Genomic DNA, 13441 nt, shown 5'->3' on the forward strand with positions numbered 1-13441 from the left:
TACCCCTGCCACCCTCCGGTCCAGCCCCTCAGCGGGATGATCGTGCCACGACCGGAGCCGGTCCGGAGGACTACCCCGCGAGGTGGTCGAACTCGCCCGCCTTGATGGCGTGGAGGAGGGGCCGCAGCTTCGCCGGGGTGGTGGTCATCACGGTGCCCGGATCGTCGCTTTCGCGGAGCGCTATGGCGTCGGGTCCTAGGGAGGCGAGCTCTATGCAGGAGTTGCCGTCCCCTTGCGTGGAGTAGGAGGACTTCTGCCAGTTGATCTCAGACATGTCTTTGCCTTCAGGGGTGTCTTGCCTTCAGAGATGTTGGGCGATGCCGTGGATCATGTCACGTGACTCCTTCTGGGGGAGGGTCACTTTCATCGTCCGGGCCAGCACCGCCCGGTGATTGGTCAGCTGGGTCTCGGCGTCCAGGAACATCGGGCCGTGCGCGGCGTCGAGCTGCACCGTGTCCAGCTGCGGCACCGGGCCCGAGGCATAGGTCATCGATACGCCGGAGACCGGGAACCCGCCCGCCTCGAAGGGAATGACCCGCACGGTGACATTCTCCCGTGTCGAGGCCTCCAGCAGGCTGTCGAGCTGTCGGCGCATCAGCTGCGGCCCTCCGAACCGCAGGCGCAGACAGGCCTCGTGGATGATGAAGGTGCACGGCGGAGGATCGTCCCGGTCGAGGATGTCCCGGCGCTTCATGCGATGGGACAGCCTGCGCCTCAGCTCGGGCGGTGACCACGCCGGAACGGCCTCGCCGAGCACGGCCCGTGCGTATTCCTCGGTCTGCAACAGGCCCGGCAGAAACATCAGCTCGACCACGCGCAGGCTGGTGGCGTAGTACTCCAACTCGGCGAGGTCGAGCCCGCCGGTGGCGATATGGCCCCGGTACTCCTCCCACCAACCGCCCTTGCGCTCCCTGGCCATGGCGACGAGCGCGTCGACGTACGCGTGGTCGGGGCAGGTGTAGATGGCGGCGAGGGCCCGCACCCGCTCCTCGCTCACCCCGAAGCGGGCCAGCTCAAGGTTGGTGATGTGCGTGCGGTTGATGCCGAGCCGGTCGGCGGCCTCCTGGATGCTGAGTCCGGCGCCCTCGCGCATCCTCCTCAGTTCTGTACCGAGCCGGACTTGACGCGCGGTCGGGACGCTTCTGGGTGGCATGGTCCTCCGTCACCCTCAGGGAGTAATTGTCGGGGAACTTCAACGGGACCGTAGCAGTTGTTTGCATCGCTGCCCTACCTTGGGTGTCGTTGCCGCTACTGCGCGTTGATCGCCGTAACGGTACGCGCGCTATCGGCCCCTTCGCAGGGAGTTGACCCATGAATCCCGATCACGAGTCCGACGACCGTCCACCGCGTCGCCCGCCAGCTCCCTCCAAGGACCCGTACGTCTACACGCTCCAGAGCAACCGGAACGCCACCTCCGCCAAGGTCTGCCGGGACTTCGTCGCCGTCGTGCTGGGCTCCGTGGGGCAGGAGGACCTGGTCGAGGTGGCCACCCTGTGCACCTCCGAACTGGCCACCAACGCCTTTCTGCACGCCGAGGGCGACTCCCTGACGCTGCGCGTGATGATCGAGCCTCCCCGCTACCGCGTCCTCGTCTACGACGCCTCCGCCCAACTCCCCACCGCCGGGCGCCTCGCCGCCCCCGACCATCTGCGGGGCCGCGGCCTCGGCCTGGTCGCCGCCCTCGCCGACGCCTGGGGCACGGCCGACGCGGACCCGGCGGGGAGGTACGCGAAGGGGGTGTGGTTCGAACTCCTCGCGGAGCCGAAAAGCTAAACGGCCGGGTGGCCCAGGAGCATCGTGGGGGCGCCCGCCGAGCGGGTGAGGAGGATCGTGCAGGCGTTGTCCCCTTCCAGCCGCAGCTTCTTGCGCAGATGCTCCGGTTCGATGGCCGAGCCGCGCTTCTTGATGGTCGCGATGCCGACCTCGCGTTCCCGCAGCAGCGCCCTGAGCTTCTTCAGGTTGAACGGCAGCACATCGGTGATCTCGTACGCGGTGGCGTACGGCGTCGGGCGCAGCTCGTCCGTGGTGATGTAGGCGATCGTCGGGTCGATGAGGCGGCCGCCGATGCGGGCCGCGACATCCGCCACGAGGTGGGCGCGGATGACGGCGCCGTCCGGTTCGTACAGCCAGCGGCCGACCGGGCCGGGCTCGGGGTCGGGGAGCTGGGCGCCGAGCAGGGAGTGGCCGGTGGGCAGCAGGGTGGCGCGGCGCATGCCGGGGCGGGCGGTGCCGAACCACAGCACGGCCTCCTTCACGTTCCCCTGGTCCGAGATCCACTCGGCCTCCGCGTCCTCCGGCACCGCCTCGTGGGGAATGCCGGGCGCGATCTTGAGGGCGGCGCGCGGGGTCGTACGGGCGGCCTCGATGGCCCAGGACAGCGGCGGGGAGTACGCCTCGGGGTCGAAGACCCGGCCCCGGCCGCCGCGCCGGGCGGGGTCCACGAAGACCGCGTCGTACGGCGAGGTGTCGATGCCGGTGACATCGGCGCAGCGCACCTCGATCAGCTGCGACAGGCCCAGCGCGTCGGCGTTGGCCCGGGCGACCGCGCAGGTCAGCGGGTCGCGGTCGACGGCCAGGACGCTGAGCCCGGCCCGTGCCATCGCGATCGCGTCGCCGCCGATGCCGCAGCACAGATCGGCCACGTTGCGCATCCCGAACCCGGCCAGCCGGTCGGCGCGGTAGGCGGCGACGGAGGTACGGGTGGACTGCTCGACGCCGTTGGGCGTGAAGTACATGCGATGGGCGTCATCGGCCCCGAACTTGGGCACCGCCCGCTGCCGCAGCTGTGCCTGGGTCAGGGCCGCCGAGACCAGGGCGGCCGGATGGTCGCGGCGCAGCCGGGTCGCGGTGGCCAGCTCCCGCGCCGGGTCGTAGTTCCGGAGCGCGGAGAGCAGCGCCTGCCCCTCGTCGCCGAGCAGTGAGTCGAAGGCGTCAACGTCCACATGGCCCATTCTCCCCGCTCCGGGGAGCGCATCCGCACCCGCGTGTCGCGCTTCCGCGCACCGTAGAGATGAAGATCGGTTGTGTGATGATGATCAACGCTGGTCTTTCCAGGTGTCTGGTTCTCGCCGCCGCGGCGGCCCTGCTCACCGGGTGCGGGGGCGGGGACCCCGAGCCGCGCGCCGGGACGGGGAAGGCGCCCGGTCCCGCGCGGTCGGCCTCGCCCGCCCCGTCCTCCGTGTCCCGGGCGTCCGGCACGCCGCCGCCAGGGAGCGGGCGCGAGGACGGTCCGCACCCGCCGCCGGACGGATACCGACGCTGGGGGCTCGACCGTCCGCTGGCCCCGCCGCCCCCGCCCGCCGTCAAGCCGGCGCTCGCGCCGGTGTGGCCGCCGCTGTCCGGGCTGGCGACGGTCATCCGGCGGGTCGCCACCACCGATCGGGTGGTTTTCCTGACGCTCGACGACGGGATCGAGAAGGACCCGGCCTTCCTCGACCAGGCCCGGGATCTCGGTCTGCCGTTCACCCAGTTCCTGGAGGACCAGGTGATCGGCGACCACTACGGCTATTTCCGCGTGCTGCGCGAACTCGGCAACCGGATCGGCAACCACACGCTCACCCACCCCAGCCTGGCGGGCAAGGACTACGAGACCCAGCGGCACGAGATCTGCGGCCAGCAGGACGTCCTCCACGAACGCCTCGGTCTCGATCCCCACCTCTTCCGTCCGCCGTACGGGGACTACGACCGGAACACGCTGCGGGCGGCGGCGGAGTGCGGCCTGAACAAGGCGGTGTTGTGGAGCGCCGAGATGGAGCCGGAGGGGCTCGTGTACCGCTCCGGCAGCGGACTCCGGCCCGGCGACATCATCCTCGCCCACTTCCGCGGCCCCGAGCAGCTCGACGGCGGGACGATGACCGACATGATCACCGAACTCCTGCGCGAGATCCAGGCGCAGGGGTTCACCGTGGCGCGGCTGGAGGACTACATCTGAGCGGCGGCGGGCACGGCGCCCGCGCGGTCCGGCGGCGCCTCGCTTGGCACTCTGGTTGACGGAGTGCTAACCGCGTCATAATGTCAGGGCTGGCACTCGGCACTGCGGAGTGCCAAACACAGCGACGGGCAGGTCCGGCACCCGCGACGACGGATCCACCTGGTCGCCACCTCAGACAGTTAACCCCGTGAGATCTCCGAAGGGGGAGGTCGGATCGTGACGACCGCCAGCTCCAAGGTTGCCATCAAGCCGCTCGAGGACCGCATCGTGGTCCAGCCGCTCGACGCCGAGCAGACCACGGCCTCTGGCCTGGTCATCCCGGACACCGCCAAGGAGAAGCCCCAGGAGGGCGTCGTCCTGGCCGTGGGCCCGGGCCGTTTCGAGGACGGCAAGCGGCTTCCGCTCGACGTCTCGGTCGGCGACGTCGTGCTCTACAGCAAGTACGGCGGCACCGAGGTGAAGTACAGCGGCGAGGAGTACCTCGTCCTCTCGGCTCGCGACGTCCTCGCGATCGTCGAGAAGTAATCACCGAAGTTTTGCCTTGAGCCGCGCCCCGGTGCCCGTGTCACAGATACCCGGGGTCGGGGCGCGGTTCGTTTTTTTGACGCGACGGCGGCTGCCCCCGCACGGCGGCCGAGGATCGCAATGAGAGGACATACGCAACCATGGCGAAGATCCTGAAGTTCGACGAGGACGCCCGTCGCGCCCTTGAGCGCGGCGTGAACAAGCTTGCGGACACCGTCAAGGTGACGATCGGCCCCCGCGGCCGCAACGTCGTCATCGACAAGAAGTTCGGTGCTCCGACCATCACCAACGACGGTGTCACGATCGCCCGCGAGGTCGAGGTCGAGGACCCGTACGAGAACCTGGGCGCCCAGCTCGTCAAGGAGGTGGCGACCAAGACCAACGACATCGCGGGTGACGGCACCACCACCGCCACCGTGCTGGCCCAGGCGCTGGTCCGCGAGGGCCTGCGCAACGTGGCCGCCGGTGCCTCCCCGGCCGCCCTGAAGAAGGGCATCGACGCCGCCGTCAAGGCCGTCTCCGAGGACCTGCTGGCCACCGCCAGCCCGATCGACTCCAAGGCCGACATCGCCGCCGTGGCCGGGCTGTCCGCCCAGGACAAGCAGGTCGGCGAGCTGATCGCCGAGGCGATGGACAAGGTCGGCAAGGACGGTGTCATCACCGTCGAGGAGTCCAACACCTTCGGTCTCGAGCTGGACTTCACCGAGGGCATGTCCTTCGACAAGGGCTACCTCTCGCCGTACATGGTGACCGACCAGGAGCGTATGGAGGCCGTCCTCGACGACCCGTACATCCTGATCCACCAGGGCAAGATCGGCTCGATCCAGGACCTGCTGCCGCTGCTGGAGAAGGTCATCCAGGCCGGCGCCAGCAAGCCGCTGCTGATCATCGCCGAGGACGTGGAGGGCGAGGCCCTGTCCACCCTCGTCGTCAACAAGATCCGCGGCACCTTCAACGCCGTCGCCGTGAAGGCCCCCGGCTTCGGTGACCGCCGCAAGGCCATGCTCGGCGACATCGCGACCCTCACCGGCGCCACCGTCATCGCCGAGGAGGTCGGCCTCAAGCTCGACCAGGCCGGTCTGGACGTGCTGGGCACCGCCCGCCGCGTGACCGTCACCAAGGACGACACCACCATCGTCGACGGCGGCGGCAACAGCGACGACGTCGCCGGCCGCATCGCCCAGATCAAGGCCGAGATCGAGTCCACGGACTCCGACTGGGACCGCGAGAAGCTCCAGGAGCGCCTCGCGAAGCTGGCCGGTGGCGTGTGCGTGATCCGCGTCGGCGCGGCCACCGAGGTCGAGCTGAAGGAGAAGAAGCACCGTCTGGAGGACGCCATCTCCGCGACCCGCGCCGCGGTCGAGGAGGGCATCGTCTCCGGTGGTGGCTCCGCTCTGGTCCACGCCGCCAAGGTGCTGGAAGGCAGCCTGGGCAAGGAGGGCGACGAGGCCACCGGTGTCGCCGTCGTCCGCCGCGCCGTCGTCGAGCCGCTGCGCTGGATCGCGGAGAACGCGGGCCTCGAGGGCTACGTCATCACCTCGAAGGTCGCCGAGCTGGAGAAGGGCCACGGCTACAACGCCGCGACCGAGGAGTACGGCGACCTGGTGAAGGCCGGCGTCATCGACCCGGTCAAGGTCACCCGCTCCGCGCTGGAGAACGCCGCCTCCATCGCCTCGCTGCTGCTCACCACCGAGACCCTGGTGGTCGAGAAGCCGGCCGAGGAAGAGGCCGAGGCCGGTGGCCACGGCCACGGCCACGGCCACGCGCACTGACGCAAGCCGAGCGCCACGCGAAGGCGCGGCCGCCCCGCACGGGGTGGCCGCGCCTTCGCGCGTCGCGCGCCCCGCGGGGGGGGGCGCAAGGCCGCTCGACCCCGGTTCGTTCACCCCTTGACCGGGGACCGGCCCACCTTCGAGGAGACGCCCGCCACCGCCGACCGCGGCACCAGCTTCGCCAGCCCCGTCATCGCCTTGTACCGCGGGTCCGGGATCGACAGCGTCTTCCCCCGCGCGAAGTCCTTCAGGGCCGCCGCGACCAGCCGGTCCGGATCCAGCCACATCCAGCTCGGCGCATGGTCCGGCTTGATCCCCGCCCGGGCGTGGAACTCCGTCCGCACCAGCCCCGGGCACAGCGCCATCAGCCGCACCCCCGACCGTGCCAGGTCCTTCGCCGCGCCCTGTGTGAACTGCACGACCCACGCCTTGCTCGCCCCGTACGTCCCGCGCGGGAAGAAGGCGGCCACCGAGGCCACGTTGATCACGCCGCCGCGCCCCCGCGCCCGCATCGTGTGGGCGGCGGCACTGGTCAGCCGCAGCACCGCCTCGCAGTGCAGCTTCAGCATCCGCAGCTCATCGGCGAGCGGCGCTTCCAGATAGCGGCCGTTGTTGCCGAAACCGGCGTTGTTGACGAGCAGATCGACCGGATGCGTACGGTCCCCCAAGCGCTCCTCGACCGCGGCGATACCGGCGTCCTCGGACAGGTCGGCGCGCAGCACCTCCGCCTCGACCCCGTGCCGGTCGTGGAGGTCGGCGGCCTGGTTCCGGAGCCGCTTCTCGTCGCGGGAGACCAGCACCAGGTTGTGCCCGTCGGCCGCGAGCCGGCTCGCGAAGGCGGAGCCGATGCCCGCCGTGGTTCCGGTAATCAATGCAGTCGTCATACGCGCACGTTATCGGCCGGACGACCACTCCGCGCCCGGGCGCCGCGGCCCCGGGCGGGCGGTCCCCCACCGGTTCGGTCGACACACCACCCCTTACGCCGTCAAAGCACCGGTGCGATATTCCGGTCCGCACCCAAGTGCCCCTTATGCTCGGGAGCATGATCGAGGCTCGTCATCTGAGGGTGCTGCGCGCGGTGGCCGCCACCGGTTCGTTCTCGGCCGCCGCCCGCGAGCTGGGCTGCACCCAGCCCGCCGTCAGCCAGCAGATGAAGGCCCTGGAGCAGTCCACGGGGACGCCGCTGCTGATCCGTACCGGGCGGGAGATGCGGCTGACCGAGGCGGGCGAGGCGCTCGTACGGCACGCGGCGGGCATCCTCGCCGGGCTGGCCGCCGCCGAGGAGGAGGTCGCGGCGCTCGCCGGGCTGCGGGCCGGGCGGGTGCGGCTGGTGTCGTTCCCCAGCGGCAGCTCGACGCTGGTGCCGACCGCGCTCGCCGGGCTGCGCGCCGCCCACCCGGGGACGCGGGTCTCCCTGGAGGAGGCCGAGCCGCCGCGTTCGGTGGAGATGCTGCGTGGGGGCGACTGCGAGATCGCGCTCGCCTTCCGGTACCCGCAGACGGGGCCCGCGGCGGATCCCGACGCGGACCCGGCGGCGGGGTGGGACGACCTGGTGGTGCGGCCGCTGCTGCGGGACCGGCTGGTGGTCATGGTCCCGCACGATCACCGGCTGGCCGGGGCCGGGACGGTGGGGATCGGGGAGCTGGCCGAGGAGCCGTGGATCGCGGGCTGCCCGCGGTGCCGTCGTCATCTGGTCGAGGTGTGCGAGGCCGAGGGCTTCACCCCGCGGATCGACTTCGCGACGGACGACTACCCGGCGGTGGTCGGGCTGGTGGGGGCCGGGCTCGGGGTCGCGGTGCTGCCGGAGCTGGCGGTGGAGTGCGTACGGGCCAAGGGGACGGCGACGCTGGAGGTCAAGCCCGCGGTGCGGCGCGAGGTGGTGGCGCTGACGCTGCCGGACCTGGCGCGGGTTCCGGCGGTGGCGGCGACCCTGGACCGGCTGGAGCTGGCGGCGCGGCGCTGACACGCGTACCGGCGCGGCGCCGACGCGCGAAAGCCCGCCGATCGCCGGTGGTCACGGTCGGCGGTGGGGGTGGTTGATGGCGGGGGTGGTTGATGGAACGTTTCTTCAGTGAGCGGGGGAGCGGGGATCCCGGTCAGGACCCCGGGGCTCCCGAGGAGGCGACCGTGCGATGCCGGGCCCGCCCCATCAGCTCCTCGCGCTCGTCCTCGGTCAGTCCGCCCCAGACTCCGTACGGCTCGCGTACGGCCAGGGCATGAGCCGCGCACTGCGCCCGTACCGGGCAGCGCATGCACACCTCTTTCGCCGACATCTCGCGCGCGCTGCGGGCCGCGCCGCGCTCGCCTTCCGGGTGGAAGAAGAGCGAGCTGTCGACACCGCGGCATGCGGCCAGGAGCTGCCAGTCCCACAGATCGGCGTTCGGACCGGGAAGACGGGAGAAATCTGCCATTGCCTTGTCTCCTCGAAGCGATCGGCTGCGGACGCTGTGTCCCGGGTCGTACACCTACTGTGTAAGTAGATGTAAATATGACTCATTGCGAATCTAGCCACACAGACCGGCAAATTGGAAGCAAGGTCGCCAAATGCCACCGAAGGGGATGACCTTTGGGGGAGACGTGACAGGGCGCGACCTGCGCGGGGAAGCGCCTCCGTGTCCGAGGGCTCACGTAGAGTGTCGAAGGTGGCCGCCGAACCCCGTAACTCTTTCGGGTGACCGTCGTTGAGAGTGCGGAGGCGGTTGATGGGTAAAGCTCTCGGACACATATCCGGGGCTGTCAATCGCTCAGGTGACGATATGTACCAGCCTGGAGGCTCAAGGTGACGCGCATCAGCTGCGGAGGGCGGCCATGACATCCGTCCTCGTCTGCGACGACTCCCCGCTCGCCCGAGAAGCGCTGCGCCGCGCGGTGGCGACGGTGCCCGGCGTCGAGCGGGTGACGACGGCGGCCAACGGCGAGGAAGTCCTCCGCCGATGGGGCGCCGACCGCTCGGATCTGATTCTGATGGACGTGCGCATGCCCGGCCTCGGCGGAGTCGAGACCGTGCGCCGGCTGCTCTCCGCCGACCCCGGCGCCCGGATCATCATGCTCACGGTCGCCGAGGACCTCGACGGGGTCGCCCTCGCCGTGGCCGCCGGTGCCCGCGGCTATCTGCACAAGGACGCCTCGCGCGCCGAGCTGCGCGCGACCGTGACGCAGGCCCTCGCCGACCCGACCTGGCGGCTGGCCCCGCGCCGGCTGCGCTCCGCCGAGATGGGCGCCGCGCCCACGCTCACCGCGCGGGAGATCCAGGTGCTGGAGGGCATGAGCCACGGCCGGTCCAACGCGGAGATCGGCCGTGAGCTGTTCCTCTCCGAGGACACGGTCAAGACGCACGCCCGCCGTCTGTTCAAGAAGCTCGGCGCGTCCGACCGGGCCCATGCGGTGGCCCTCGGATTCCGCTGGGGCCTGGTCCGCTAGGCGCACCCCTGGGGACTTCCTCACATGCTGCGCAGCGGGGGCGCTACGGTCCCCGCCCGCCGGGTGGCGGGCGGGGCGGGAGCGTGCGCGGCACCGGCCGTGACGGCGGCTTGTACCGGTTCCCCGCGCGATGCCGCATCCTTGAAGGTGTGGAGTTCCTCGGGGACGAGTCGGTCGGGCGTGAGGGGAGAGCGCAGGACGTGACGACTACCGGCGCACCTGCTCATAACGCTTCAGCGCACAACTATGGACGCGATGCCACGGAGCCGCCGGGCCCAAGGCACCATGGACGGATGCGCGACGACGAGAGTCCAGGGCCCCCCAAGGGCGGCAGCCCGGGGGCGCCAGGGGCCATCGGTGCCCTCGTCGGGCGCGCGGTCGAGGGGGACGAGCAGGCCACCCACGACCTGCTGGCCCATGTCCACCCGCTCGCCCTGCGCTACTGCCGCACCCGGCTGTCCCGACTGCCGGGTGACGCTCGCCATTTCGTGGACGACCTGGCGCAGGAGGTCTGCCTCGCGGTGCTGTGCGCGCTACCGCGCTACCGCGACACCGGCAAGCCCTTCGAGGCGTTCGTGGTGGCCATCGCCTCCCACAAGGTCGCCGATCTCCAGCGGGCGGCCATGCGCCACCCCGGTTCCACGGCGATTCCCTCGGACGAGATGCCGGAGCAGCCGGACGATTCGCTGGGCCCGGAGGAGCGGGCGCTGCTGAGCAGCGACGCGGAATGGGCCAAGAAGCTGCTCGCGAACCTTCCGGAGAATCAGCGCGAGCTGGTGCTGCTGCGGGTGGCGGTCGGGCTTACGGCGGAGGAGACCGGGCAGATGCTCGGCATGTCGCCGGGCGCGGTGCGGGTCGCTCAGCACCGGGCGCTGAGCCGGTTGCGCGCACTGGCCGAACAGTAGCGCTATCGGTCGTTCCGGGCGGCATCACCAGCGGTATTCGTCGGTTGTCCACAGGGCGGAATGTGACACCGGGGATGGCCGTTAGCATGGGAGTCCGCGCTGGGGCAAGACCATTTGGAAGGGTGTCATGACTGACAACGTCGACGGAGTGCCTGAGAAGTTCGCGATGCTCGGGCTGACGTACGACGACGTGCTGCTGCTGCCGGGCGCCTCCGAGGTGCTGCCGAACGCGGTCGACACCTCGTCCAGGGTCTCCCGGAACGTCCGGGTGAACGTACCGCTGCTGTCGGCCGCCATGGACAAGGTCACCGAGGCCCGCATGGCCATCGCCATGGCCCGTCAGGGCGGTGTGGGCGTGCTGCACCGCAATCTGTCCATCGAGGACCAGGCGAACCAGGTCGACCTGGTCAAGCGGTCCGAGTCCGGCATGGTCACCGACCCGATCACGGTCCGGCCGGACGCCACGCTGCACGAGGCGGACGCGCTGTGCGCCAAGTTCCGCATCAGCGGCGTCCCGGTCACCGACGCGGCGGGCAAGCTGCTGGGCATCGTCACCAACCGGGACATGGCCTTCGAGGTGGACCGGGGCCGTCAGGTCCGCGAGGTCATGACCCCGATGCCGCTGGTCACCGGCAAGGTCGGGATCTCCGGTGACGACGCGATGCAGCTGCTGCGCCGCCACAAGATCGAGAAGCTTCCGCTGGTCGACGACGCGGGCGTGCTCAAGGGCCTGATCACGGTCAAGGACTTCGTGAAGGCCGAGCAGTATCCGAACGCGGCGAAGGACGACGAGGGCCGGCTGGTCGTCGGCGCGGCCGTCGGCGTCGGCGACGAGGCGTTCGACCGGGCGCAGGCGCTGGTCGAGGCCGGGGCCGACTTCCTGGTGGTCGACAGCGCCCATGGGCACAGCCGGGGCATCCTCGACATGATCGCCAAGGTCAAGTCCAACGTCCCGGTCGACGTGGTCGGCGGCAACGTCGCCACCCGCGACGGCGCCCAGGCGCTGATCGACGCGGGCGTGGACGGGGTGAAGGTCGGCGTCGGCCCGGGCTCCATCTGCACCACCCGGGTGGTCGCGGGCATCGGCGTCCCGCAGGTGACCGCGATCTACGAGGCGGCCCGCGCGTGCCACGCGGCCGATGTGCCGCTGATCGGCGACGGCGGTCTCCAGTTCTCCGGTGACATCGCCAAGGCGATCGCCGCCGGTGCGGACACCGTGATGCTGGGCAGCCTGCTGGCCGGGTGCGAGGAGTCGCCGGGCGAGATGGTCTTCATCAACGGCAAGCAGTTCAAGTCCTACCGGGGCATGGGGTCGCTGGGCGCTATGCAGACCCGCGGCCAGGCCCGCTCGTTCTCCAAGGACCGCTACTTCCAGGACAACGTGCTCTCCGAGGACAAGCTCGTTCCCGAGGGCATCGAGGGCCAGGTGCCCTACCGCGGCCCGCTGGCCTCGGTCGCCCACCAGCTGGTCGGCGGTCTGCGCGCCTCCATGGGGTACGTCGGCTCGGCGTCCGTGGCGGAGCTGAAGGAGAAGGGCCGCTTCGTGCGGATCACCGCCGCGGGCCTCAAGGAGAGCCACCCGCACGACGTCCAGATGGTCTCCGAGGCGCCGAACTACAGCGGCCGTTAACCCGCGCGACCCCCGCGCGCCGGGCCGCGCGCGGGGGGTGGCGATACTGGTACGGCAGAACAAGCCAGCGAAAGGCACCCCACGTGACTGAGATCGAGATCGGGCGCGGCAAGCGCGGCCGCAGGGCGTACGCGTTCGACGACATCGCCGTCGTGCCGAGTCGTCGTACCCGGGACCCGAAGGAGGTCTCGATCGCCTGGCAGATCGACGCCTACCGCTTCGAGCTGCCCTTCCTGGCCGCCCCGATGGACTCGGTGGTCTCCCCGCAGACCGCGATCCGCATCGGTGAGCTGGGCGGCCTCGGAGTGCTGAACCTCGAGGGTCTGTGGACCCGGTACGAGGACCCCGAGCCGCTGCTCGCCGAGATCGCCGAGCTGGACGAGCGCACCGCGACCCGCCGGCTCCAGGAGATCTACGCCGAGCCGATCAAGGAAGAGCTGATCGGGCAGCGGCTGAAGGAGGTGCGCGACTCGGGCGTGGTCACCGCCGCCGCCCTGTCGCCGCAGCGCACCGCGCAGTTCTCCAAGGCCGTGGTAGACGCCGGGGTCGACATCTTCGTCATCCGGGGCACCACCGTCTCGGCCGAGCACGTCTCGGGCGCCGCCGAGCCGTTGAACCTCAAGCAGTTCATCTACGAGCTGGACGTCCCGGTCATCGTGGGCGGCTGCGCCACGTACACCGCCGCGCTGCACCTCATGCGCACCGGCGCGGCCGGGGTGCTCGTCGGGTTCGGCGGCGGCGCCGCCCACACCACCCGCAATGTGCTGGGCATCCAGGTGCCGATGGCCACCGCGGTGGCCGATGTCGCCGCCGCCCGCCGGGACTACATGGACGAGTCCGGCGGCCGCTATGTGCATGTGATCGCGGACGGCGGGGTCGGCTGGAGCGGCGATCTGCCGAAGGCGATCGCGTGCGGCGCCGACTCGGTGATGATCGGCTCGCCGCTGGCCCGGGCCACGGACTCGCCGGGCCGTGGCCACCACTGGGGCATGGAGGCCGTGCACGACGAGGTGCCGCGCGGCAAGCGCATGAACCTGGGCGTGGTCGGCACGACCGAGGAGGTCCTGCTCGGCCCCTCGCACACCCCGGACGGTTCGATGAACTTCTTCGGCGCGCTGCGCCGGGCGATGGCGACCACCGGCTACTCGGAGCTGAAGGAGTTCCAGCGCGTCGAGGTGACGGTGGCCCCGTCGAACGACAAGCGCTGAGCGCGCGTAGCAAGCAGGGGGAAGGCCCCGACCGCGATGCGGTCGGGGCC

Annotated in this window: 14 protein-coding genes; 9 read left to right on the forward strand and 5 right to left on the reverse strand. The window is 70.9% G+C overall.

The genetic code is table 11. From position 1 onward, the window contains the following. Positions 1-70: 70 nt before the first annotated feature. Positions 71-274, reverse strand: a complete 204-nt coding sequence (locus LCH29_RS00690; RefSeq protein WP_446459680.1) for a DUF397 domain-containing protein — start codon at positions 272-274, stop codon at positions 71-73. A 27-nt stretch (positions 275-301) separates the two neighbouring features. After that, positions 302-1153, reverse strand: coding sequence for a helix-turn-helix domain-containing protein (locus tag LCH29_RS00695; RefSeq protein ID WP_446459681.1), 852 nt, complete (start codon positions 1151-1153; stop codon positions 302-304). A gap of 158 nt (positions 1154-1311) precedes the next feature. On the opposite strand from LCH29_RS00695, the gene LCH29_RS00700 reads away from it, so the two are divergent. After that, positions 1312-1773, forward strand: coding sequence for an ATP-binding protein (locus tag LCH29_RS00700; protein ID WP_446459682.1), 462 nt, complete (start codon positions 1312-1314; stop codon positions 1771-1773). Here LCH29_RS00700 and LCH29_RS00705 read toward each other — a convergent pair. Further along, on the reverse strand, positions 1770-2951 hold the full coding sequence (locus tag LCH29_RS00705) for a class I SAM-dependent methyltransferase (RefSeq protein WP_446459683.1): 1182 nt from the start codon (positions 2949-2951) through the stop codon (positions 1770-1772). The two genes, LCH29_RS00700 and LCH29_RS00705, sit on opposite strands and share 4 nt — an antisense overlap. A gap of 77 nt (positions 2952-3028) precedes the next feature. On the opposite strand from LCH29_RS00705, the gene LCH29_RS00710 reads away from it, so the two are divergent. The 3 genes from LCH29_RS00710 (at position 3029) to groL (ending at position 6228) form a co-directional block, all read left to right on the forward strand. Continuing rightward, on the forward strand, positions 3029-3931 hold the full coding sequence (locus LCH29_RS00710; RefSeq protein WP_446459887.1) for a polysaccharide deacetylase family protein: 903 nt from the start codon (positions 3029-3031) through the stop codon (positions 3929-3931). 216 nt (positions 3932-4147) lie between these two features. Further along, entirely contained in the window at positions 4148-4456 is a 309-nt protein-coding gene (gene groES / locus LCH29_RS00715; protein ID WP_123100520.1) for a co-chaperone GroES, read from the forward strand. A gap of 140 nt (positions 4457-4596) precedes the next feature. Then, positions 4597-6228: a chaperonin GroEL gene (gene groL / locus LCH29_RS00720; RefSeq protein ID WP_446459684.1), complete on the forward strand. Its 1632-nt coding sequence runs from the start codon at positions 4597-4599 to the stop codon at positions 6226-6228. 110 nt (positions 6229-6338) lie between these two features. On the opposite strand, the gene LCH29_RS00725 is transcribed toward groL, so the two are convergent. Continuing rightward, a complete protein-coding gene (locus tag LCH29_RS00725; RefSeq protein ID WP_446459685.1) occupies positions 6339-7112 on the reverse strand; it encodes an SDR family NAD(P)-dependent oxidoreductase in 774 nt (257 codons plus the stop codon). 158 nt (positions 7113-7270) lie between these two features. On the opposite strand from LCH29_RS00725, the gene LCH29_RS00730 reads away from it, so the two are divergent. Further along, a complete protein-coding gene (locus tag LCH29_RS00730; RefSeq protein WP_446459686.1) occupies positions 7271-8191 on the forward strand; it encodes a LysR family transcriptional regulator in 921 nt (306 codons plus the stop codon). Positions 8192-8324: 133 nt separating this feature from the next. On the opposite strand, the gene LCH29_RS00735 is transcribed toward LCH29_RS00730, so the two are convergent. After that, entirely contained in the window at positions 8325-8639 is a 315-nt protein-coding gene (locus LCH29_RS00735) for a WhiB family transcriptional regulator (RefSeq protein WP_055557379.1), read from the reverse strand. Between the two features lie 397 nt (positions 8640-9036). On the opposite strand from LCH29_RS00735, the gene LCH29_RS00740 reads away from it, so the two are divergent. The 4 genes from LCH29_RS00740 (at position 9037) to LCH29_RS00755 (ending at position 13391) form a co-directional block, all read left to right on the forward strand. Beyond that, positions 9037-9648 carry a response regulator transcription factor gene (locus LCH29_RS00740; protein ID WP_003948568.1) on the forward strand — a complete coding sequence of 204 codons (612 nt, stop codon included), beginning with the start codon at positions 9037-9039 and terminating at the stop codon, positions 9646-9648. 293 nt (positions 9649-9941) lie between these two features. After that, positions 9942-10553 carry a sigma-70 family RNA polymerase sigma factor gene (locus tag LCH29_RS00745; RefSeq protein ID WP_446459687.1) on the forward strand — a complete coding sequence of 204 codons (612 nt, stop codon included), beginning with the start codon at positions 9942-9944 and terminating at the stop codon, positions 10551-10553. A 127-nt stretch (positions 10554-10680) separates the two neighbouring features. Next, the gene (gene guaB / locus LCH29_RS00750; RefSeq protein ID WP_123100524.1) at positions 10681-12183 is read left to right on the forward strand and encodes an IMP dehydrogenase; all 1503 of its coding nucleotides are present in this window, start codon (positions 10681-10683) and stop codon (positions 12181-12183) included. An 83-nt stretch (positions 12184-12266) separates the two neighbouring features. Continuing rightward, the gene (locus LCH29_RS00755; protein ID WP_063736842.1) at positions 12267-13391 is read left to right on the forward strand and encodes a GuaB3 family IMP dehydrogenase-related protein; all 1125 of its coding nucleotides are present in this window, start codon (positions 12267-12269) and stop codon (positions 13389-13391) included. Positions 13392-13441 lie beyond the last annotated feature (50 nt).

The sequence above is a fragment of the Streptomyces sp. BRA346 genome (assembly GCF_052851135.1).